11 protein-coding genes and 1 pseudogene are annotated in these 22,348 nt (G+C 55.8%); 4 read left to right on the top strand and 8 right to left on the bottom strand.

The features are described from left to right. Positions 1 to 297: 297 nt before the first annotated feature. Together C463_RS17225 and C463_RS17220 are read left to right on the top strand one after the other, a co-directional pair. The gene (locus C463_RS17225; protein WP_152422442.1) at positions 298 to 1,350 is read left to right on the top strand and encodes a hypothetical protein; all 1,053 of its coding nucleotides are present in this window, start codon (positions 298 to 300) and stop codon (positions 1,348 to 1,350) included. 108 nt (positions 1,351 to 1,458) lie between these two features. Beyond that, positions 1,459 to 3,120, top strand: coding sequence for an ATP-dependent nuclease (locus tag C463_RS17220; RefSeq protein WP_008446378.1), 1,662 nt, complete (start codon positions 1,459 to 1,461; stop codon positions 3,118 to 3,120). Between the two features lie 5 nt (positions 3,121 to 3,125). On the opposite strand, the gene pglX is transcribed toward C463_RS17220, so the two are convergent. Next, a complete protein-coding gene (pglX, locus tag C463_RS17215; protein WP_008446376.1) occupies positions 3,126 to 7,457 on the bottom strand; it encodes a BREX-5 system adenine-specific DNA-methyltransferase PglX in 4,332 nt (1,443 codons plus the stop codon). 149 nt (positions 7,458 to 7,606) lie between these two features. On the opposite strand from pglX, the gene C463_RS17210 reads away from it, so the two are divergent. Next, on the top strand, positions 7,607 to 7,858 hold the full coding sequence (locus C463_RS17210; RefSeq protein ID WP_008446374.1) for a hypothetical protein: 252 nt from the start codon (positions 7,607 to 7,609) through the stop codon (positions 7,856 to 7,858). 121 nt (positions 7,859 to 7,979) lie between these two features. Here the strand turns inward: C463_RS17210 and C463_RS17205 are convergent, their stop codons facing one another. The 5 genes from C463_RS17205 to C463_RS17185 form a co-directional block, all read right to left on the bottom strand. Continuing rightward, positions 7,980 to 9,023, bottom strand: coding sequence for an endonuclease NucS domain-containing protein (locus tag C463_RS17205; protein ID WP_008446372.1), 1,044 nt, complete (start codon positions 9,021 to 9,023; stop codon positions 7,980 to 7,982). A gap of 164 nt (positions 9,024 to 9,187) precedes the next feature. Next, positions 9,188 to 13,030, bottom strand: coding sequence for a hypothetical protein (locus C463_RS17200; RefSeq protein ID WP_008446370.1), 3,843 nt, complete (start codon positions 13,028 to 13,030; stop codon positions 9,188 to 9,190). Further along, positions 13,027 to 13,608 carry a BREX protein BrxB domain-containing protein gene (locus C463_RS17195; protein WP_008446368.1) on the bottom strand — a complete coding sequence of 194 codons (582 nt, stop codon included), beginning with the start codon at positions 13,606 to 13,608 and terminating at the stop codon, positions 13,027 to 13,029. The genes C463_RS17200 and C463_RS17195 overlap by 4 nt, the downstream gene beginning before the upstream one ends. Continuing rightward, positions 13,605 to 17,288, bottom strand: a complete 3,684-nt coding sequence (locus C463_RS17190) for a hypothetical protein (protein WP_008446367.1) — start codon at positions 17,286 to 17,288, stop codon at positions 13,605 to 13,607. The genes C463_RS17195 and C463_RS17190 overlap by 4 nt, the downstream gene beginning before the upstream one ends. Beyond that, a complete protein-coding gene (locus C463_RS17185; protein WP_008446366.1) occupies positions 17,285 to 18,127 on the bottom strand; it encodes a BrxA family protein in 843 nt (280 codons plus the stop codon). The genes C463_RS17190 and C463_RS17185 overlap by 4 nt, the downstream gene beginning before the upstream one ends. Positions 18,128 to 18,433: 306 nt before the next feature. Here C463_RS17185 and C463_RS17180 point away from each other — a divergent pair, with 306 nt between their 5' ends. Further along, the gene (locus C463_RS17180) at positions 18,434 to 19,462 is read left to right on the top strand and encodes a Cdc6/Cdc18 family protein (RefSeq protein WP_008446364.1); all 1,029 of its coding nucleotides are present in this window, start codon (positions 18,434 to 18,436) and stop codon (positions 19,460 to 19,462) included. Positions 19,463 to 19,480: 18 nt separating this feature from the next. Here the strand turns inward: C463_RS17180 and C463_RS17175 are convergent. Together C463_RS17175 and C463_RS18910 are read right to left on the bottom strand one after the other, a co-directional pair. Continuing rightward, a pseudogene (locus C463_RS17175) lies at positions 19,481 to 19,762 on the bottom strand (SOS response-associated peptidase); the annotation flags it as partial. Positions 19,763 to 21,346: 1,584 nt separating this feature from the next. Next, positions 21,347 to 22,216 (bottom strand): hypothetical protein, encoded by an 870-nt coding sequence (locus tag C463_RS18910; RefSeq protein ID WP_152422440.1) that lies wholly within the window; start codon positions 22,214 to 22,216, stop codon positions 21,347 to 21,349. Positions 22,217 to 22,348: the final 132 nt, after the last annotated feature.

The raw sequence follows: 22,348 nt of genomic DNA, 5'->3' as shown, positions 1-22,348 counted from the left end.
GCGGAAGAGTAGGTTAGTCACATTCGACTCTTCCGCTTCGCTACTCCCTTTACAGCGACGCTATCCCGCCGCCTTCTGCGGATTCAACAGAGCAGTTCACACTGTTCGGAGAAGAACTCCGCTTCAGAGTCAGAGTGTGTCGAGTGTGGAGCAGAAGACTTCTCTGAGTCTGTTGAGGAGACCGTCATTGAGGTCAACGATACGAGTGTTGCGACGTATATCCAGAACCGACTGGACGACATTTCTCCAGCACATCCAAAACGTGACTTCTCTGGATGGGAAGTTGGAAACCGGGTGATGGCGAACCGGGAAATCGTCGAGACTTCGTTTTCGGTGATCGACTCAGAAGGACGGCGGACAACCAGTTCGTATCAAGAGGTCGATTTGGTACCTCACGGAAACCATCCACGTCCGGGTACTGTTAACGACTATCTCCTACAGTGCGTCTACATAACCTATGGACAATCAGCCTCTGCAGACGACGAGGGATATGGTCGACTTCCTCTCTACGACATCATATCAGCAGACAATCTCGACGCGCTCGTCGGAAATGCTCTACATAATGCTATTGTCGGTGTCAAAGACAGGCTCATCAGTAAAGCAAGTGAGGCACACGAAGAGGCGAGCGAATACTACGGGCTCATCGACGAGCTGGGGCCGATGTACGAGAACAAGGATGAGTTGGAAGAGATCTACGATCCCTCTAATGACAGCTATTTCGAAAAGCACCTCTTCTACCTTCTGAAGAGACTTTACTCACAGACTGAGCGGTGGGGACGAATTGGTGAGCGGGAAGCAGATGGGGTGCTTATCGTACCAGAGGAAGACCCGAGCGACTACTACGTGGCGACCTATGACGCGAAGCTATCTCATCGTGAAGACGGATACGATCTCGGATCGGAGGAAGAAGATCAGGCGACGCGTTACATCCTAACCGAAGACGAGCGGGAGGCGATCGAAAACAAGACGGGAGATAACGGCCTGTCGGCACACCTCCTCATATCGCAAAACTTCGACGAGGATGATTTCTCCCGTATTGCCGGGCACGTCCAAGAGAACATCTTAGCCTATACTGATGGAGAGGCTCCTGACCAGAAACTAGTGTTCATGGAATTTAGAGCAGTGGTTGAACTCTACGAACTTCTGAACGAATACTGGTGGGCCCTTCGCGATGCTCGTATCCGAGGGAAGTTTGATAGCTATGTGATTGACGAATTGAACGACGAACAGACGGAAGATGGGGAATCATTCGTTCACTTCGATAGCGACTCTGTGGCTACCATCCGGGAGAATCTCATTGCCCGACTCGAGGGTTACGATCGCGATCAACTCGAATACTATCCAGCATAAGGGTCGTTCTCTCTAATCTTCTCCAAATTTCCTGTCCCGGTCAGGTGAGCTAGACGACAGATAACTACCCAAAATTTATAGCATATTCATGAGTTGTCATAATTCTTGATGGCGGTAATTACAATTGACACATTTGAGGCGAAGAATTACAAGCCAATTCAAAATTCAGGGCCGATCAACATCGGTGACATGACGACGTTTATCGGGAAGAACGATGCCGGCAAATCATCTTTCCTCGAAGCTCTCCACCTCTTTCTCGAAGGGGACAAACCGGATACTGAGCATTTCCATAAGCGAGAAGCTGAATCGATTTCCTTCATTGCGAGGCTCGCAGATGTGCCGTCTGAACTTGAAGATTCATTAACTGAAGATTATCTACCTGACGGAGGCGAAGATTTCACTATTAAGAAGGAGTTCACGAAACGAGAGGGAAAGACCCCCGGAGCCGAAACCTACGTCAATGGTGAAAAAGTTACAAAAGGGGCAGTTGTCGTGGACGAAACAGAGCTGTACAAAGCGAAATCACGAGATTTCATATGGGAGTATTTCCCCGAACCTCTTCCGATCTTCGCTGAACGTGACGTGAATGAGGAGACGAAACTGAAGGGAGGTACCTTCCTGAACAAACTTCTCATGCCGGTTCTAAAGCGCGGTGGACTCCATGACGAGATTGATGAACAGGTTGAGGAACTCAAGGATTCTCTTCAAGAGACCTCCGAGGGTATCGGAGATCAGCTAACAGAGTATATGCAGTCTCATCTGGCTGATGTTGAGAAAGTGAACATGAGCCCCGGAAATATCCAAATCAGCAAGGCAATTTCTCCGAAGATACATCTTGAAGACAAGCATCTCTCTGAGAGTATTGACGTTCGAGAGCGTGGATCTGGTGTGGGTAGCCTCCTCCTTCTATCGATGATGCAGGCCTACGTCGATCTCCAAGTTGGTGAGGGGTATATGCTCCTTTTTGAGGAACCGGGAAATTTCCTTCATCCAGCGGCTGAGCGCAAGATGTTGGATGCCCTACGGAGTATCGCCGATAGCGGTGGCCAAGTGATGATAACCACACACTCGCAGGTGTTTATTGATAACCGGGCAGATGCAGAAATGTATATCACTCGCCGTGATTCTGGTATCACGACTTTCGAACATATTGAGGAAGACGCATTCAAAGCAGTCGACGAGATCGGGGCACGAAATAGCGACATCCTCCAGAGTGATTTCGTGATCTACGTTGAGGGGCCGTCAGATGTGAAGATTCTCGAAACTATTGCCGAGACTTACGATGATGAATGGCAAGAGCACAATATCACGATTCAGCACCTTGGTGGAAGTAACATCAGCCACTGTGAACCAAGCAAGCTGAAGAAGATCAACCGTAGCTTTGCCTTCCTGCTTGATAGTGATAAGGCGTCAGAGGAGGACGATCTCAAACCAGAAGTGGAACAGGTGAGGGATCGTGCCAGAAGTGCAGGTATTGACTGTCACGTACTCGAACGCAGAGAGATTGAGAACTACTTCCATCATCAAGGGATTGGCGAAATCCTCTCCATCTCCGTCTCTGAAGATGCTATCACCGCGTTCTGCGATGTTGAGGAAGAAGTCAATCGAATGGTTGGGGAACAGAACATCCCACACGATGTCGAATCGCCTGACTGCTACAAGAAGATAGAACACGGCAAACAAATTGTTGAGTGGATGTACGAGAACGGAGAATCGATTGAGGAGGGGGAGGCATTTCTCGACTCCTGTGTGACGCAAGCGAACGCGTAGCCTGACTACAGGACTTTGTCTTCTACGATATTTGGAACCACACTCTGTTCAGCCAACGGTGTGATGTTGATCACAACCCCGTGCTTGTGGTTCGGCTGGTAGCCAGCAGTCGTGACCTCCGAGAGGGCACGATCTTTCCAATCCGATGGAATATCCCTGTACACCGTCTGACAGCGGTCGTCTATCTCTTCGGCCAGCGCCTTGTACTCCGCCAACGGTGGGAGGTCATCGACACTATCGACATCGCCGTCATCGTCGACCATCTCTTCGAGATATGGCTCGTCGACGATAGATGCGTCATCCAGTCCCATCGCAAGTGAGGCGAGCCTTCGCTCGTCATCGGTCAGTGTGTCAAATGGCTCACCGTCCTCGTTGAGGAGTTCGGCACCGGCGCTGTCGAAGTAGTAGGTCATGAAGAGCATGCCCGTGCTGGAGTAGTGATCCGAGCCCTTGAGCCGCCAGTTGAAGTAATCGAAGAGGTCAGCGAGGTGTGCCTCGACGGGTTCGTCGGTCGGCTTGGCGTACTCCTCACAGGCGTGTTCAAGCTCGGAGAGCGCATCTAGCCACTCGTCGCGCCACTCGTTCACCTTCTCCCAGAAGCTGGGGGAGAACGTGTCCTCGAACCACTCCTCGCCCTTCTGCTCCCGGAGTTTGGCCATCGTCTCGATGCGCTCGGCGGTCTCCTCGCGGAAGGCGGCCACCTTCGGAGCGAGTTCGTCGACGCGCTCGCGGTCGTCGTCGTCGAAGTCGCGCTCGTTCGTACTCCCGAGTTCCTGTAGCACTTCCTCGAACTCGGCGATCTGTTCAAGCGCACTGGAGCAGAACTCGAACTCGTCGGTCGCATCAGCACGTTCGCTCGTGGAGAGTGACTCGTCGTTCCGACGTTGGTTCGATGCCGACCGGCGCTCGCGGAGTTCACCCTTCCGCGGTTCGAGGTACTGGTTGCTCAGGCGGTCGAAGAGGCTAGCGTCGATCTGGTGGTAGTCGACGAAGCACGCGAAGCCTTCGCCTTTCGCGTCGGCGAGCAGTCGCTCGGTGCTGAGTTTCCAAAAGATGGGCGTGTTCTCCATCGTGTGGACGTGGTAGGTGAAGAGGTCGTTCTTGACAAACGATCGGAGATTGGGGTACGCTTCGTCGGCAGCAGATTTGGCCCCGAGGATGTCGTCGACCTCGACGAGGCGGTCTTCGGCGTACTCGCCGTACGCGTTCTCGAATCGCTCGACGACGCGGTTGAGCATCCCCGTTTGTTCGTCTGTAGTTTCGAGTGGGATGATGCCGTCCGACTTCTCGCGGACGGCCTCCATCGCGAAGTGGTGGACGAGGTCTTTGACTTGCTCGTCGATATTCTCGGGAATTTCGGAAACGGATTCGGGGTCGGGGACTTCGCGGTCTTCGGGGTCTTCAGCGGTTCGGAGGAATATCTCTTGTTGAATATCCGTTTGTATCTCTTGGGGAATCTCCACCGCCTGATAAATTGCTTCGTCAATCTGATCAGATAAGGTTTCAAGCCGCTGCTGCCGCGTGAGCCTCTGTTTCTGGGCTTTCCGCGCTGCCTCTTGGATAGAAAGGCTTGGGGTTATCGAATCGGTCTCGATGTTCAGCTCCTGCTGAATCTCATTAGGGTGAGGATGTTGGTAAAAGAAGTCAGGACTAGCCGTCTTATTCGGGATTAACCCACTTCCAATATAATAGGGACTATTTGGACTTTGCGTGCGATTGGCCAGAGTGGTTGTATATTGAGACTTAGAGAACTTCTCGATGTCCGAGACATTGTCTAATTCTTCAAGCCAAGGCAAACTACCGAGTTCCCCCGCATTCCAATGTCTTTCCGTCGTGATTGACAGGAACAGATTATGATAGAGGCTCGAATTTAGAATACCCATCATCTGCCATAATGACCGATCGTCTCGCGGAATCAACATAAATCCGGTATGACTGTAGAGCCCCCCCGGATAGTACCCAAACCTGCGTCCAGTTCGTTTGATAAACGTCCAAGTAAGCCCGCGCCGTCCGTAATGCTCCTCGTTACGGGTACGAATCGACTTGCTGGATCGTTTTATCAGTTGGCCGTCCGCTTTCCATTGGCACACCTCCGTTACCGGTGGGACTAACCAAGCTTCAGACCCGCCCTTTGCGATTGGAGGGAACTCATCGTAATCAGATATTTCCCAAAATTGGCGTACAAATCGTTCATCGTTAGCGGTCGCAAGTCCCTGTCTTGCGATTGCGATAGAGTCCCCTTCGATATTAGCCTGCTCCGCGTCAATCTTCAGGTCGGTTCCATGTAAATCTCTAACCTCTTTCGGGATCGAGTAGGAGATTGGAGTCCCCGGTATTTCGCTAAATTCGCTCAATTGAACATTGAAGTATCTTTGAACTTCATCAGAGGCTTCAGATAGTACATCGAGGAATTTCTCTTCTTTTTGTTTCGTTTCAATATCATGAAGTCGGAGAAACGTACCCGTCTGGTTATTTCCACTTGTAGCTGTTCTAACCACTGTCCCTACAGTTCCAACAGTTGCATTATCAAGAACACCGTATCCGAATTCGCTCAGGAAATCAAACCCTCCTCTCTCCCCGACAAAGTCCTCCCGAAAGTCACGATAGGATTGCTTCATCATGAAACTCCAAGGAACGAGCATCCCTATTCGACCATTTACAGAGGTGACCTGATCGCAGACTTCGAAGAAATTGATATAGAACTCTGGAGTATAGCGATAACGTTGTTTAACGTAGGATTTCACAACATCCGGCATCCGGTTCTGTGACCCATACGGCGGATTCATCAGTGCAACGTCGTAGTCCTGAGCCAGAATATCCAATAATCGAACGAAGCTCCGCAAATCCTGTGCGAGGAACGAATCAGCCTCTCGATGCTCCTCTACAGCTTCGCGCAGGCTGTGTAGTACCTGCCCGAGCGTATGACTCTCCCGTGGGTCATCGCCGAGGGTCAACTGTGTGCCGTCGATGTCGGCGTCGTCCTCGAACAGATCGCCGAGGGTACCGCGCACGTCGAGCAGGCTGCCAAGGCCGTGGACTTCCTCGAAGGCATCGAAGATCCGGTCGAGCGCCTGCTGTACTTCCGGATCATCGCCGGCCACCTCGTCGAACACCTCTTCGACACCGTCAACATCGGCCACCTTGGCGTCAGCACAAACGATTCCTACCTCCGGCATATCGAAGCCATCAGCGCCTTCCGCCGCGGCGCGGGTGCGGCCCTTCAGATAGAGGTTGAACGCCGCGAGCTGGCAGGCCCGCATGTCGAGATCGACACCGTAGAGGTTGTGCCGTAGGATCTTCCGGGGGATCTCCTCGGCGCGGAGGTTAGTCTCGGCCCGCCAGATGCGTTCCAGTACGTCGAAGGCGTAGAGCAGGAAGTGCCCACTTCCACAAGCTGGGTCGATGACTCGGAGTTCCTCCGGGTGGTCGAAGTCCGTCGGCTTGCCTTCCTTCTCCGATGGAACGAGGTAGGTGCAGAAGTCCGCGATGTCCGGTGAATCGTCTGGCGAGAGTGGGCGGTTCTTGCGCTCGTTGGGGGAGAACTTTTCCTGTGCGTCGACCACGTCCTGTAGTTCGCCAGTGTGTTCTAGGTAGAGCTTGCCGAGAGAGTTGTCGGTGAGCATCCGCACGACCCAGTGCGGCGTGTAGAACTGGTTCGCCGCCGGGACGTCTTCGGGATCCAGTCCCTCACGGTCGCCTTTCCGTCGAAGATCGTCGAGGAGCTTGACGTTATAGTACTCGTAGACCCAGCCCAGTACGTCGTCAGCCCGCCAAACTTCGTTGGCGACCTCATCGAGCATCCCACAGAGGTCTTCGTAGGTATCGTCGTCGGGATCGATCTGGCTGTAGGCGGTCGAACGGTCGAAGAGAATGTCGATCTCCTCGGCGAGGTTATCGCACGCGTTCCGGTAGGCTTCGAGAACGGCCTTCTCTTCCAGCATGAACTCCTCAGTGACTAGCCGGTCGGCGGCCGGCGTGAGCCCGTCATCACGGAAGGCTGTGACCTCGTCGTCGATGAAGCCCCGAACCTCCATACAACGGAGTGCGGCCAGTCGGTTGACGATCGTGTAGCCCACGCCCGTAATGTACTGCTCGTAGCCGTCGCCCCAATCGTTCCCGTCGACGGCTTCGAGTTCGATAGCCTCAATGAGGTCTTCCTGCTCCTCGCTCAGGGACGCGTCGTCGTCCGGCTTCTCGTCGAGGTTGTACTCATCCTCGAGCTGGTAGCGAACGTTCGCCTCGACGCGGTCGCGCATCTCGGTGACGATGTCCTCTAGATGCTCGCGCTCTTCTTTGTCGAGCTGGGCCTTGCGGGGTTGGGTAGATCGTCCGTCCATAGGAGAGTCAGTGATGTTACAAGCAGAGTCATCAAGATGTCTTGAAGATTGTCCATACCCTCTCGGACGGCGGCCGAGTCAGGACTCGAAAAGGAGTCGACGGGGCAGTCCTCCACGAAGCATTTATTTCTGAATGTGTAAGATGATGTATGGTTGATGACTTCGCCGGCCCTCGGAAGATTCGATACTTCCGGTATCTACTGTTGTTTGTGGTCTTGGGAGCCGTGATCTCGAAGATACTCGCGGACTTCTACGGGATCGAGTTTCTCGAACCAATCTTCTGGCGGTTCGTAGAGAACCCGATGGCGCTCTTTGAGCTTGCAGGGTTCTTCTCGATCATCGCGCTGATCGTTATTGTGGGGATGAAAGCTCTGGAACTGGCCGATAATAGCGGATTCTAACTGCCACAGCGCAGCAATCTAAGTACCTTCCGTGAACAGAAGGCCGACAGAGCGGAAATCTGATCCGGTTCTGGGTCAAAGTTCGAAAAGAGTGGGGCTGTAGCCTCTCCTGCCGCCTATCTCAATTAGTAGTTTCGCCGAGTATCTCCCGAGCCTGAGATTCAAGCGCATTAAAATCGATCTCTTGATCCGGCTTACAGGTGATTCTGACTCCGCTTCGACCACTGCTCCTCATATCCTCCTTGATTGCAACCGACTCAGTGTCAATCCCGAGTGCATCCGCAATCTCCACAGCGTCTAGCGACGACGTATCGACGTCGTACAGGTCAATGTGGAATAGTGTCCGCTTCGTCCGGATTGCGATGCGTCTCTTTCGCCCCCTATTGAACGCGACGTAGTGCTTCTGCCCCCATTCCGGCCCGTTGAGGAACTCTAGTTCCTGTAGCGCAGTTGTGACGTCTTCCAGCAGCTCGGCTGTTTCTTTGTTGGAACGCTCGTTGAGGTGCCAACTCTGTCCGTCTTCTTTCCACGGCTCATCAGAGGTGTCTGGACTCACGTCCGTCACGGTATGCTCCGGCGTCGGAATCGTCTGCTCTGCGTCGAGATATAGTCGGTCGCCGTCCTTGAGGAGCTGGAACTCGATGACGGAAATGTCGATCGACCTGTCGCTAAGCCACCGGAGTACGATGTCTAGTCGCTCGCGAACAGACTCGCCGACGAAGACGATCCGCTGATCTTGATTGACCGTGTAGTCCTCGTTACAGAACTCGTCGAGTACCTCGGTAAACGTGGTTTCCTCTTCGTAGAGGGTCTTCCCCCACGTCGTGGACTTGAACTTCTCGAACTGGTCACGGAGCTTGGAGTAATCCCAGTGTGAGGTGTAAGCGGCGTACTTGAGTCCCTGAAAATCGACCTTCGGCTTCAACGCGCCTCGCTTGAGTTCGATGGCGACCACGTTGGCGTCCCGATCGATAGCGAGGAGGTCGATACCGTCGCCGATCTGTTTGACAGAAACCTCTCGTCCGACAAGTCGAAAATCCTCTCCAAGGATGCTCTCGGGACTATTGATGATCCACTCCCGGAGGTCATCCTCACGAAACCCCTCGTCCTTCAGGGAAACCGTTTCTAACGTGGAAACGTTTTCTTTGTCCCCGACTCTGAGCATGATGTCGAGATAGAGTCACAGATACATCATAATCCTTTGGAGACACCAGTAAACGATAGGTGCGATTTCGGACAAGAACGTTGTTTTCGACCGTGGTTACGCCCCTATGTTGCGTGATTGCGAATCAACAATAGATGAGTTCGGTGCTTCGCGACACCAGATCGTCAGTCGACCGGTTCGATCATCACCACAGAGCCCTCCGGTAGGTCGTCCATTGTATCTCGAATCCGTCGCAGCTGCTTACTTACACCGTCAAGTAACTTTTCGGCTTTTTCGATCAGTTCGATCATGCGTTCCTCGCTCGGTGAACTGGCTCCTGCTACTGCGTCACCGACCTCCTCGGTGAGATCACAATTTGGATACTGGGATTGTAGTTCGCCTGCAAGTTCCGCAAGGCGTTTCTCGATCTCGAAGGGGTTCTCTGCCTTATCGAGAACCTGTTCCACATCAATGACCTTCGGCGGCTGTGGTCGATTTAGCATCTCGTTCACCTCACCTGTGACCGGGTGGTTCGGATGCTCTTCCTCGAGTCTTCTCGACGTATCACGAAGTTTCGACCAGAGCGAGGCCTCGCTACCGGATGCTTCGAGGAGCCGACGTGCCCGTTCGTACCGCTTAGCTTGCTGAACGACCGCTGGATCGACGAGGCCTTTTTCCGAGAACGAGCCACCGTTCCACGCCGTCTCTAAGAGCTCGGAGAGGGAGTCGACCGCTACACCATCGAATTCGACGGCGACACGGTCGGCGGTTTCCTTGCTACTCGCATCGTGTGCGTAGAGCCACGTCACGAGACTGGAGACCACGCTCTCGGGTTCCCCATCTGGCGGCGACTCTCCCGTGATACGTTCGTACTGCTCGTGGACGACGGTTCGTCTGTGTGCGTCGGCTTCGTCGATCGTTGCTCGAAGCCGGTCGGCATCAGGCACCTCGTCCCCGCCGACGACGGCTTGCATCTCCCCGGTGACGTCCGCACCGGGGTAGAGTCGCTGCATCTCGGTCGTCCGCTGGCTGAACTGCTCCCAGAGAGTGTCGCCATCCTTGACCGACCGGAAGAGTCCTTCTGCTCGAGCGAAACGCTCGGACTGACGTGCGATTTCGTCGGACGCAAAGTCGTCTGTTTCGAGAGATTCGCCCCCGAGTGCGGGCTGGAGAACGGTTTCGAGTTCGTCCAGCGAAGCGCCTTCGCCGAATTCTCTGCTGACGCCTCGCAAGACGCGTTTCACCAGCACGCTGTTCTCGTCAACCCATGTAGCCAACTCCGAGAGCCACGCGTCGGGGTCGGTTCCGTCCGGCTCCTCACCGATTAGCGTCTCGACGGTCTCCCGAATCTGGTCGGGATCGATTCCGTCCAGTGACTCGAACCGAATCTGTACGTCGGTCAGGTTCGTTTTGTTTCTGACCGCTCGCCCGATCTCGTCCGGTTCGGTAATGTACTCGTCGTCACGGCGCAGCGCGATTTCGTTGGCCGTTGCGAGCGTGATCAACAGTGCCGAGATCGATTCCTGCGGTGTCCCGCGATACGTGCCTCCGCGCTGGACAGTCTGGGTAAGCAAGTCCTCAACACGAAGCGACTGGGTGTCCTCGTACTCGTCGAGGAATTCTTGACACCAGCCGTCGGCGAGTTCGGCGCGGTCGGTGTCCACACCGAGCGTGACGGCGTCCTCACTCGAAAGCGGCCAGTCGTCGACGCCGCGGAAGAATCGCACCATCTGCTTGGCGTCCTCGACTTCAGTGATCCCGTTTGTCAGGACAAAGCGCGTCCCACCGAATACAGACCGTACTTGCGTTGCCACGACTTGTTCGAACACATCCCCGTATCGCCCTCTCGTCCCACCTGTTCGGACGTAAACATCTGCTTCCTCGAGTTGCTCCCGAATCGTCGACTCGAGCGCCCGCTGTTCGTCGCGGTGGTCTGACTCCAAGTCAGGATACGTTTCCGTTTCCTCCGACAGTACCTCCTGCATCCCCATCACGTCCCGGAGGCGGTCGATCGTCGATCCCTGTAGCTGGACGGCGACGAGGACGTGCTCGCCCCCGTCCCGCCCTTCGTTCGTCGACTGCCACGCATCAACCTGATCGCTAACCTCCTCGTCGCGCCCCGCGACAAGCCGGACACGAACGGCATCAAACTCCGGCGTCGGTGCCTGCTCGATAGGGTCGAGAACAGAGTAGCCGAAACGGAGCGGGACTTTGCGCTCACCCTCGAGATCCACCTCGTGTCGACTCCCCTCAGAGAGCAGGAGGTTGCTTCCCTCACGGAGGGAATTCTCCAACTTGGCCGAAAGTCGATGCGACGGGATCTGCTGTGCGCGAGTCTTCGCTCGCGTCAAGATGTCCTCTTGCTCTTCGGAGACCAGCAGATACTCCTCGTCGCCGCGGTCGTTCGTCTCGGTCAGTACCTTCCGATCCTCGAGAAGGTCGGAGAGTGCCGATTCGACATCATCCTGGACGGATTCGAACGACTCGCCAGTCGACTTGACCATCAGCCGGGCGAGGTTCGCCGGCGTCGACGGCACCTCGGAACGCACCTGATTCAGCAGATACAACGCCTTCGCAACGCGAACAGAGAATGCGTCTTCGTTGCCGCCAGCCGAGGGGACGAGCTTGTTCTCGACCATCTCCTGTACCCATAGCGGGATGTAGGTCGTCTCTTCGACCAACAAGTCGTACAACTCGTCCCAGGTGACGAGTGCTCCGACCTGCTTTTCTCCCCACTCGAACCGCGTGAACAGCGAGCGAACGAGGATGAGCAATGCCCGACCCTGAACGTACTCTTCTTCGGTTACGCGTCCCCGTGGCATCAGTTGCTGAATCACCGTCCGGAGCAGCCCGAGATCGTACTCGCGGAACGGGTACGACTCGACTGCGTCCGGGTCGGCGCCGGCAATATCAGAGTACGCGTCGAGCGTCAGGTCGGGCATCTCCCGGAGCGCGGACTCGACGGCCTGTCCACCCTCAGCGTCCTTCTGCAGCCACCGCTTTCGGACGATAATCTCGGTGTCGGCACCCTCGAGCGGTTCTTGAGCCCCATACCACGGCTGCTCCGTGACTTCGGTATCATCGAACTCGCCGTGGATACGCTCGATCGGATACTGTCCAGTCCCGATGACTGGCGGGTTGGGCCCGACGCCCAGCTCAGTCAGGGCCTCCATCGTTTCTTGGAACTCTCTGTAGCGGTGGCGGCCATCGCCAATGAACAGCGCCACCTCATCGAGCCCGATCAGCAACTCCGTCTCGGTTTCCGGCGTGCTCAGTGACTCCTGCGCTGCTTCGACGCGGTCGACGAGTTCGTCGGGGTCGAACTCGTCGGGATCGACCTCCTCGATGGCGTCGTCGATCGACTGCTTGACTTCTTCCCGAGACGCGAATGGTGAGTCATCGAGTGTCGGAACGGCGTCGTAGAGCCAGCTCCGTAGTGACGCCCGCTCGTCGTACACGTCCTCGAACGTCTGCCCGTCGTGTTCGACTTCCTGTAGTCGCTCCCAGCAGTCACCGTGGTTCATGTCAAGCTGCCACGCCCACTCGAGCAGCCAATTCGGGTCTGTGGGATACCCGAGTTCGCGGCCGATTGCCTCGTAAATGAGGTAGGGGAGCGGCGGTTCCTGTGACGCGTCCCGGTTGAGGAGGTTCAGGAAGACGGGCTTCAGACGGTCGACGTGAGAGTCGGCAACGCTCTGTCGGAACGACTGGAAACCTGGCCATCTGCTCGCCAACTCCTCGCCGAGGTCGGCGAACTCCGATTCGGTGTCGGCAGCGAACCCGATGAGCTTCAGGAGGTGCGTCTTCCCCGACCCGAACGTCGCAGAGATGTAGAGGAAGCGCGGTTCCTCGTGTGGATACTTGTCGACGAGGTTCCCGAGCGTGGTGAGCACGTCGCGGGCGCTGTCGGTCTCGTAGAACTCGCGGACGTCGTTTTCGGCCCGCGCTCGGGCGTTGACCTTCTGGACTTCCTCGAGTTCGCGGGTCGGTGACTGCTGGAAGATGTCGTAAATGTGTGTGTCGCTCATTGGAGATGCACCCCCTCAACCCGGCCTTCGATCTGGTGGGCCGGGTAGTAGTTGCGCGATTCCTCGCCGAAGAAGTTCAGTTTCCCACCGTAGATATTTCCGGGGAACGGAATGCCGATCGTAGACTGGACGTTGCGGCGGTCGAGTTCGTCGAGCAGTTCTGACGCACGCGTGAACGGGTAGAGACTCCCGAGATGCGTGAGGAGAACGACGTGTCGGTGCTGGGCTGGTGCGTCGATTTTTTCGACCATAATCGCGACGAGTTCCTCCGCTAATCGGTCTTGCATCGTTTCGGTGATGGTCGCTGGTTGGCTGTTCTCACCGAGATCGACCGCCAGTTCGAAGACGTCGGTTTCGACGAACAGCTCGTCAAGTCGGAGGACTTGGACGGTTCCATCATCCGGGAACTCCTCGGTACGATGCGGGTTCGTCGCCCACTCGGTGAGCCGCTCGGCGACGCGTCGCTCGTACTTCGGCTGGACGGGGACAATCACGAAGGGGTTTCGAATGCCGCGTCGGCCGTCGGCGAACTGTGCGAGCCGCTCCGTGAAGTCGTGGAAGGGACGTTTGGTTGTCATCGGATGATTACCCCCGTTTCAGTCCGCTCGATACTGAGGTCGTGGCGTTCGACGAGTCGTTCCAGTTCCGAGTCCAGCGATTCGCGATCCGACGGGAGAACCCCAATCGCCGTGATGTCTGTGGGGGACTGATCCCCTACGAGTGTCTGTAGCTCCTCGAATGTATCCCGTAATCCGTCGATGTCGCTGTCTGCAACCACAGCGAGGGGTTCGCTGTCGAGGAGTGTGTTTGTCGCGCGAATGAACCCGTCAGCTTCGGTGTGGGTCGTTCCGCCGATTACCGTCGACACCGCGTCCGAGATGTCCTCGTGCCACGATGCAGCCCGGCGGAGAGGTGTGATGTACTTGCTCTCGAAGGCCGGGCGAACGTTCGATCCAAACTCGCTCGCGGGCTGGATCCACGGATGCTCCTGTAACTCGTCGACGAACGCGTCGAACTCAGTTTCCGCTTGGAACGAGTCCCACGCAGTCTCGATCGCGTCGTCGAGCGCCGGTGAGGTCGTTTGGGCGTCGTTGAACCGATCCCAGCCATCGTGTGTCCACCAGTCTCCCTCATAGTCGTCGATGCTCTCGCGAAGCGTCTGGCTGGCCGTTTCGCACTCCTCGGTCAGCCAGTCGTACGACTGCTGGGCGAGAGTCAACTGCGAGTCGATGCGTGTGAGCGCGGGGAGGCGCAAACTCCACACTTCCTCGGCGTCGTCGTACCACTCCTGCGCATCGTTGGTTGCTTCGACGACGTCTTCCCAGTCTGTGTCCCGTGATTTGACCGCCTCTCTTCGGTCGATCGCGCTCTGCTGCTCGGCTTCGAGCTCCTCGACGAACGATTCGAGGAGGTTTCGAACTTGTCTCGTTTGGGCGTCACTCTCGGCGACCAGCCTGACGTCTTCTACGAGACTACCGATTCGACCCGCGAGCGTGTCGTTCGCGGACTGGAGCCTGACGATTCCGTCCGGGATTGTGTCTGTCGAGTCGATGAATCCTCCATCGCGAAGGATTCCTCGTACACCGCCACCTCCTGCGATTTTGAGACGCGTCGTCGTCAATTTGTTCAGGTCGATGACGGCGTCGAGTTCGAGGGAGTCACCCGTTTCGTCAATAGGCAGGAAGTCCCCCTTCCGGCAGAGGCCCCAAATAATCGAACACAGCGCGGGGCGAGCGTCCTTGTAGATCGGCTTCTTCTTCACGATGCCGTCGAGAATCGTCGCCATCGCGAGGTTCCCGCCCCGTTGCTTCAACTGTCGGCCGGTGAAGGCGCGCACGTTATTCTGGATCGAACCACCGTGTGTTTCCGGGTCTTCTGTTGCGACATCGATCTGCTGGGCCCACGTCGGGAGCGGGTCTTGTGCGGAGAGCCCTCGGAGTTCCTGTAAGTGTTCGTCGCCGACCTGGAGCATTACGGGGTGGAAGTCGTCGGGGTAGTTGACGTCGAGATACTCCTCGACGCCCGAGATCATGCCACCGATCTGATCGCCGCGATCCTTGACATCGAACGTCCCGGTCTTGAGCGCCTCGACGAGTTTGCTTTGGACGCGAGCTGCGCGGTCGGAGAGGTCACGCTCGACAGACTGTGGGAGTGTGTGGTCTCCGACGGCATCTCTGAGTGACCACCACTCGATGAGGTTATCTCGAAGATCGTCGAGTCCGTCCTGTCCGATCGTCCATTCGAGCGGGTCGCCGTTGTAGTCGACATCTGCTGCAGCGGGAGAAATTCCTTCGACGGCGACCTCGACATCGAGCGCGTCCTCCGCGTCGACCGTTGTATCGAGTTCGATTCCGTCGATACTGAATTCGTAGCGAACCGGATACTGCTCGCCGGTATCTGGGTACTCGGCCGATGTCGGCAGCGAGAGATCACGAACGATGTCCTCCCAGAGATACCCGTCCACGGCTTCGATGATGGACTGCCAGTCCGGGTTGTCGAGGTTTTGCTCAGAGGCCTCGATGATCTCGCGCTCTTCCGGATGCGTGAACGCGTACTTCGGCCCGGCCTCGTCGTGCGTGGGACGGATGAATTTTCGAAGCCGTTGGAGGGAGTCCTCGACGCGGTTCTCCATCTGGAACTGGGTCGGGCCGTCGAGGTCGCTCAACACGGCGACTGCGAGATTCCGTTCGGACATCGGAATGGTGTCCGGGATGTGCTGGAGGAGCAGCACGGCCTTGGCGACGTCCACGTCGATCTCCTCCAGTTCGCCTGCCTCGTACTGTTCCTCGATCTCTTCGATAACCCCCACGTCCTGTGGGGTGATGTCGTCGAGTTCCGGTTCGATGAGGTCGTAGAAGTCGACCAGCGAAATGACGTTGGTCTCGTTGCCGACCTCTATCCACTCTTGGAGGAGACCGTGAACGAGCGCCAGAATCGCCCGTGCGGTTCCCGAGAAGATCGACTTCGCCGGGTCGTGTGCTTCCTGCCGGAGGTTCGAGAGGATCTCGAGGAACAGCGGTGGCTGATACGGGAGGAACGGATAGAACTCGATGAGGCGCTCGCGGTTGATGTCGTCGAGCGGCGGGTCGGTGTTCTGTTCGATGCCCGAGTACACGAGTAACGTCTCGGGCTCGTTACTAGTTTGGTTGAGGACGCGTTCTGTATCCCCCTTACCGGTTTCCGACTTTTTGAGCAACCGCTGGGTCGATATTTCGCCGACGTGCCGGCTCGGAAGGCCAAACCGGTGTGGGAATCGATCCTTGACGATACTGAAGTCGGCCCCGCGAGCCGCGAACTGCGGCTGGACGTCCTCGATTTTGGCCTGTGCCGTTGCCACCAGTTGGATGTCGCCGTCGCCGGTCTCGTCGACGCTTTCCGCGAGGGTCTGCAGCTCGGTGAGGCGATCGAAGTCCGTCCCGATGAAGAGACTGACCTCGTCGAGCAGTAGTACGAGTTTGACTGGGTGGCCGAGTTCCTCTTCGCGGTCGCTCCGCAACTGTTCGAGGCGCTCGACCATCGCCTGCGGGTCGAGATCAGACGGCATTAGGTCGTCCAAACCATCCACCGTGCCGGTCTCCTGCTCGAAGAGAGTGGGTAGAACGGCGTCCGCGAGAGCGTTGTACTGCTGAACGTCCTCCCAGTCGTACTTCTCGGGGCTGTCAACCGTACTCCGGAGTGCCGTTTGGGTGTTGGCAGTCCGGTCGTCCCACGCGTCGGTCGTCCGGTACCAGTCCTCGAAAAAGGCGACGCCGAGCTGCGACGAGAGCCCTCCCTCGGCACCGGTGAGCCGTTCCGACATGTGAGCACTACGGAGAACGATCTCGCTGAAGCTCAGTTTCTTCTGGCCCTGGTGCTTCAGGAGGTTCACCGAGATCGGGATGACCTCGTACTCATCGTGGATCGACGACCACGTGGATTCAAGCGTGTTCAGCTCACGACCGTCGGTTAGCTGCTCCCAGACATCGTCTCGTTGTCGAAGCCACTCGCTATCTAGTAGGCCGCGAAGCACGCTGAGGAGGTGGCTCTTCCCACTCCCGTAGTACCCGTAGAGCCAGTAGTTCGCTCCCGACCGCATATCCTCGGAGCGGCCGAGGAGGCGTGAGAAGAAGTCAGACATGAACTCCTCGGACTCCTCCGTCACGTGGTAGGTATCAATCGAGTCCAGCCGGTGATCGCGACCGTCATCCTCGCGGTCGATGCGGACGGACTCCTCGAAATCGCTCCCGACATCGGCAGCGAACCAGCTCTCATCGGTCATACTTTGCCCTCCCACGGCTCGGCCCAGTCGTATGTCCCGTCGACCGGTTGGAGTCTTAGCTCACCGTGAATCCCGCTCGCTTCCCAGTTTGGATCGTCGCTCACACGTTCGGCCAAGGAGTCCCAGTACTGTTCCGGCTGGGAGAGATAGAGCCAGCCAGTCGGTTGGGAGAGCCAGTCATCCTCGTGAATCTCCCACGAGTAACCTGATGCGACGAGCAGAGGCGTCGTTCCGAGATTTGGGATTTGTCCATGAAGGGCCTGCTGTGTGTCGAGAACACCGATCTCTCGCATCACCGATCGGAATCCTTCGCCCCACCGGCGCGTCGTCGATTCCGCATAGTCGAACTCGCTCCCGTCGTCGTAGTGAAACCCGTTTAGGAGGCGCTCGATCGTCTCCTGCTCGAAATCCAGTCCTTCGACACCGGACTCCTGAAGCCGGTCGACGTACCGGTGAACGGTGTACTTCACGAGGGGGTCGTCCTCCAACAAGTAGAAGTACAGCACCTGGGCTTTGCCGCGCACCGTCTCACACTGGTCGAGGACGGAGGGTAGCTGGACAATGGACGGAAGTTCGCTACCAACGGTTTTGAACCGGGAACTCAGTGCGCGGTAGATTCCCTTCGAACTTCCACGCGTACTGCGCTCGTCGAATCGTTCTTCGATCCATTTCTCTTCGACGACAGTCCAGTCCCGATGCTGGGCGTATAGCCGAGCGAGCGTCTCCGCCCTATCCACGAGAAGTCCGCATCTAGTGAGCACCATCGACACCTCGTCGTGAGAAAATGTCGAGTCAAGCGACGGAAGGGAAGTTCCCCTCCCGTCGGTGCGGAGAGTCATATATATACTCGAACCATCCACACCACTTAGTTGATATGGATAACTCGATCACGAGGGGTCCAATCTCGCCCTCTAATATCGGGTAGTTTAGCTGGAGTGAATGTCGATGACTAGAAAGTTCGAACTTCACACGCTCCTGTTGATGAACGAATTCCGGAAATTCCCCGCAATAGGGGTCTTCCACAAAACCAAACCGCGATACTGCGTGGGAATTGCCGCAGGTCAGAGAGGAATAATTGAATCGTTTCCGGAAGCAACCCGGTCACGTTTTTACTACTAGCCAGAAAATCAGTCTATCAAGCAAAGATGATCCGCGATGCTCGCGTTCTCCGCGCCGGATTCGTCCCTCGGGAAGTTGAGCATCGCGACGCCGAAGTTAACCATCTCTCTAGCGTCCTCGAGCCCATCACGAACGGTGAACCCGCCGACACGGCTATCGTCACCGGACCCAGCGGCGCCGGCAAGACGTGCATCTCGCAGTTCGTCACCGAACGGCTCCGCGAGGAGGTCCTGGACGTTGAGGCCACCTACGTCAACTGCTGGCGTAACTACACCCGATTTCGGACGCTCTACCAGATTCTCGACGATCTCGGCGCCACCATCGACATCCACCGGCAATCGACGCCCCACGACGAACTCGTCGACCGCCTCCAGCAGCACGACGGCCCGCGAACAGTCGTTATCCTCGACGAGGTCGACCAACTCGAAGACCCCAGCGTCATCTACGACCTTCACAGCCTCCCACAGTTCGCGATCATCTGTATCGCGAATAAGGAAGAGGAGCTGTTCAGCCGCGTCGACGACCGCCTCGTGAGTCGGCTGCGCTCCAGCGAGCACGTCCGGATGGATAAGTACCATGACGAGCAGCTGTACGACATCCTGAGCGCTCGCGCGAAGTGGGGGCTCGACGAGGACGTCATCATCGACGACCAGCTGTACCGGATCGCCGATGCCGCCGCCGGCGACGCCCGCCTCGCAATCGGTATCCTCCGAACGGCCGCCGGCAAGGCAGATCGCGAGAACCACGAGCGCATCACCGACGATATCCTCCTAGATGCCGCCGAGGATGCGCGGGCCCAGATTAAGCAGAAGAGTCTCGATTCACTCACGCCCCACCAGCGCGTCGTCTACGACGTCGTTCGCGAACACGGCCCAGTCGGGCCGAGCGAGATTCACGAGCGCTACTCCGAGGACGTCGATGACCCACGGACGAAACGGACGATCCGCACGTACCTCTCGAAGATGGAGCAGTACAACCTCCTCGAAGCGGAGGGGACGAGTCGGGACCGAGAGTACTCGCTCGTCGATTCGGCAGCGGCGTCGCCGATGCAGTGACCGTGACCCCGTCAGCTATCAGGAACTGAACTCGCCGAGGCCCGATTGCTCGTGGTCCAGCGGCTCGATGACCTGCGGATCGTCGTTGCCGGGGTTGTTGACTCGTGTCGAGATCTCGTAGGCGTCCAGATCGTCCTTCGGATACGGCTGGCACAGTTCCTTGCGGGTGTCCGGGTCTGCACCGAGCCAGTCGGACTCAACGTCCTGTGGGAGGACGACCGGCATCCGGTCGTGGATGGAACTCATCAGGTCGTTCGGCTCCGTCGTGAGAATCGTGACGCACGAACTTGTAGAACTATTGGAGAGAAGCGACCAGTTCTTCTACCTCAGATCGGTCATCAGCCAGTTTAGCAATACGAGTAGTGTCCCGGACCTGGGTTGAATCAAGTTTATGATAGACCTGCGTTGCGATATACCGTGCGATATCCTCTGAGACTGAATAATCGCGGGGGAGTACCTCGGTACAGACGTCAATGCTCTGTTGAATCCGATGACGACACGGGGTTCGCGATCTCTGAAGTGACGATAATCTCACTTTTTGTCGTCAAGGAGGTGGATCGATCNAGTACATCTCTGAATTCTCTCGGCAGCGCACCTGACCCGAGTACAGAGTGACCCGATCCGACGCCTTCTGCGGATTCAACAGAGCAGACGTCAATAAATTCGTTCTCATCGTACTGTTCAAACTCCCACTCCATAAAGCGATCTACGAGGGAGTCGGGAGTAATTGAGGCAAGGTCATTACTCGTTGCGACGACAATTGTATCAAGATCGATTCGTTCGTCAACGCCCGATTTGGTTACTTTCACGTATCCCTCACCACAAGCGGTCATCAGTGCTTCTCGGTCCGCCTTAGAGCCTTTTTCAATTTCTTCAACCACAAGATACGCAGGATTTTCGCGAAGTGTGTCACGAATACCGACAGCGGTTGTACTGTCGCCTGAAAGGACGACACGCTCTGCGTTAGGAAGGCGAGAGATATCGTCCGTTATCATTGATTTTCCCGATCCAGGTGGGCCATGGAGTAGATGGTGGACCTGTTCACCGCGGTCTATCGTACGTCTGAGCCATTTTTTGGGTTTATTACGACCCACAACATCAACAAACAGTTCACTCGGGTCAATATCTTCAGGCTCAACTGTCGTGGCCGGTGTCTTCTGGGACTCTCTAGATCCATCTACGATTTGTTTTGCTGTCTCAATATCTGTCACTCGATAATTTGACGAGTTGTTTGATTTATAGGTCTGCTCGATGATGCCCATCTGCATCAATTTCTTAAATTCCCATCCACCAGCTTGGACGTCAGTAGCCTCAAAACCAATATGATCATATTCCTCCATCCGATCCTGGTTTTCCGGTTTCTCCATCCACTCAATCGCATTTTCGAGGACGCGGAGTACTCTGTCATCTTCAATCAGAGTATCAACCATATCTTGTAGAGAAGTCAGTAAGGCCTCATATTAATTCTCTCCCTCCTCAACGACACCGTGGGCGTAGCTGTGAACGATTACGGACAGGTCGCACTCCTCGATCTTAGAACCGACCGAGTCCGTGGCCAAGAGGTCCGCGGTGAAACTAATGATGCCGGCCGAAAAAAAAGAAGCTGCGACAGAACCATACCAAGATGATGTACGCACGGTAGTTACCTATCCTTTAGGTTGAATAATTTCGGCATCAGCTAAGAACGTACGGTGGACATCATCATCGGACTCAACAACAATTATTGGTGTTTCACCCTCTGTTTCCTGTACCTGGATTACCGTACCAGATCCACCCGGATAGTGGAGTTCATCTCCACGTTGCCAACGATTCATACGGTAATTCTTGATTCGTTATCACTTGTAGGCAACGGAGACCGGTGCGAGTCTCCTTATGAAATACCAGTCACGACTCATCAGTAAGAAAATCAAGCGCGTCACCGACCCGAAATCCGGGAATATAGTATCCACCCTCATCAGTATCTTTAAAAACAAACGGAATACTATCTAGAGTACCTTGGCTTGCTACACCCTCTATGCGGTCATTGATCCAAGACCTCTCAACACCTAGTGTCTCGCTAAATCCGAGGTTACACGCCGCAACCCTGCCCAGAAGAAGTGCTGTGATCTTTTTCTCTTGGTTTTCAGAAGGAAAATGCTGTCCCTTTGCGATTTCTTCTGTTTCAGGAACGAGATACACTATCTCGGCCAGTTCACGTGCCAACAACTGTTCATCAAACTCATATCTCGAGCGTACAAGATCGTGTAGTGGTTGTTCTTTAATCGGTGTCACGAGTTCCGTGATGAGTGATTCTATTTCATGATCCTCGAACTCGTCCTCTGACAAATACAGGCGAACCAATTCAACAACTAACCACGACGCAATTGACACACCAACTCTCGCATCAGAACGGTTGATTGACGTGTTGAGTCCAATTGGACCAGTATCTCGTGCCCGTGCCGTATTAATTGCCGCATTGAGCATATCGGGAATGAATTCTTGGACACTAGCTGGTGCATCATTAGCGATTACATCATTCCGAGACTTGGCCACAAACTCCCGTACATCTGTGTCTCGTTCGAGTGGTTCCCCTAATTCGATATTTAAAATATGAACGTATGCTTGACAGAAGGTTTCGACTTGGTCCGTTGCCTGAGTATACTCACCCCGCTCGAGGTGAGTCTCCAACGTCTCGTAAGTCTGTACCAGCCGTTGGACAGATTCGTGATGGAGGCCGGTCTCAGATAGGACTTCAGCCAGCTGGCGGGGGTTCATACGGTAATGATCTCAAAAGCGAATAAAAAAAGATTCGTCATTTAGGGTATTTCATTATCGAATCGATGCCGTAGGCCGTAATGTGCTATGCTCGGGGACCAAGTAAGAGCCACATAGAGGCAGCATAATAAC

The organism is Halorubrum californiense DSM 19288 (assembly GCF_000336875.1).
Lineage (GTDB): Archaea > Halobacteriota > Halobacteria > Halobacteriales > Haloferacaceae > Halorubrum > Halorubrum californiense.
Note: the sequence above shows the minus strand (reverse complement) of the source record. Positions and strands in the feature narration are given on the sequence as shown.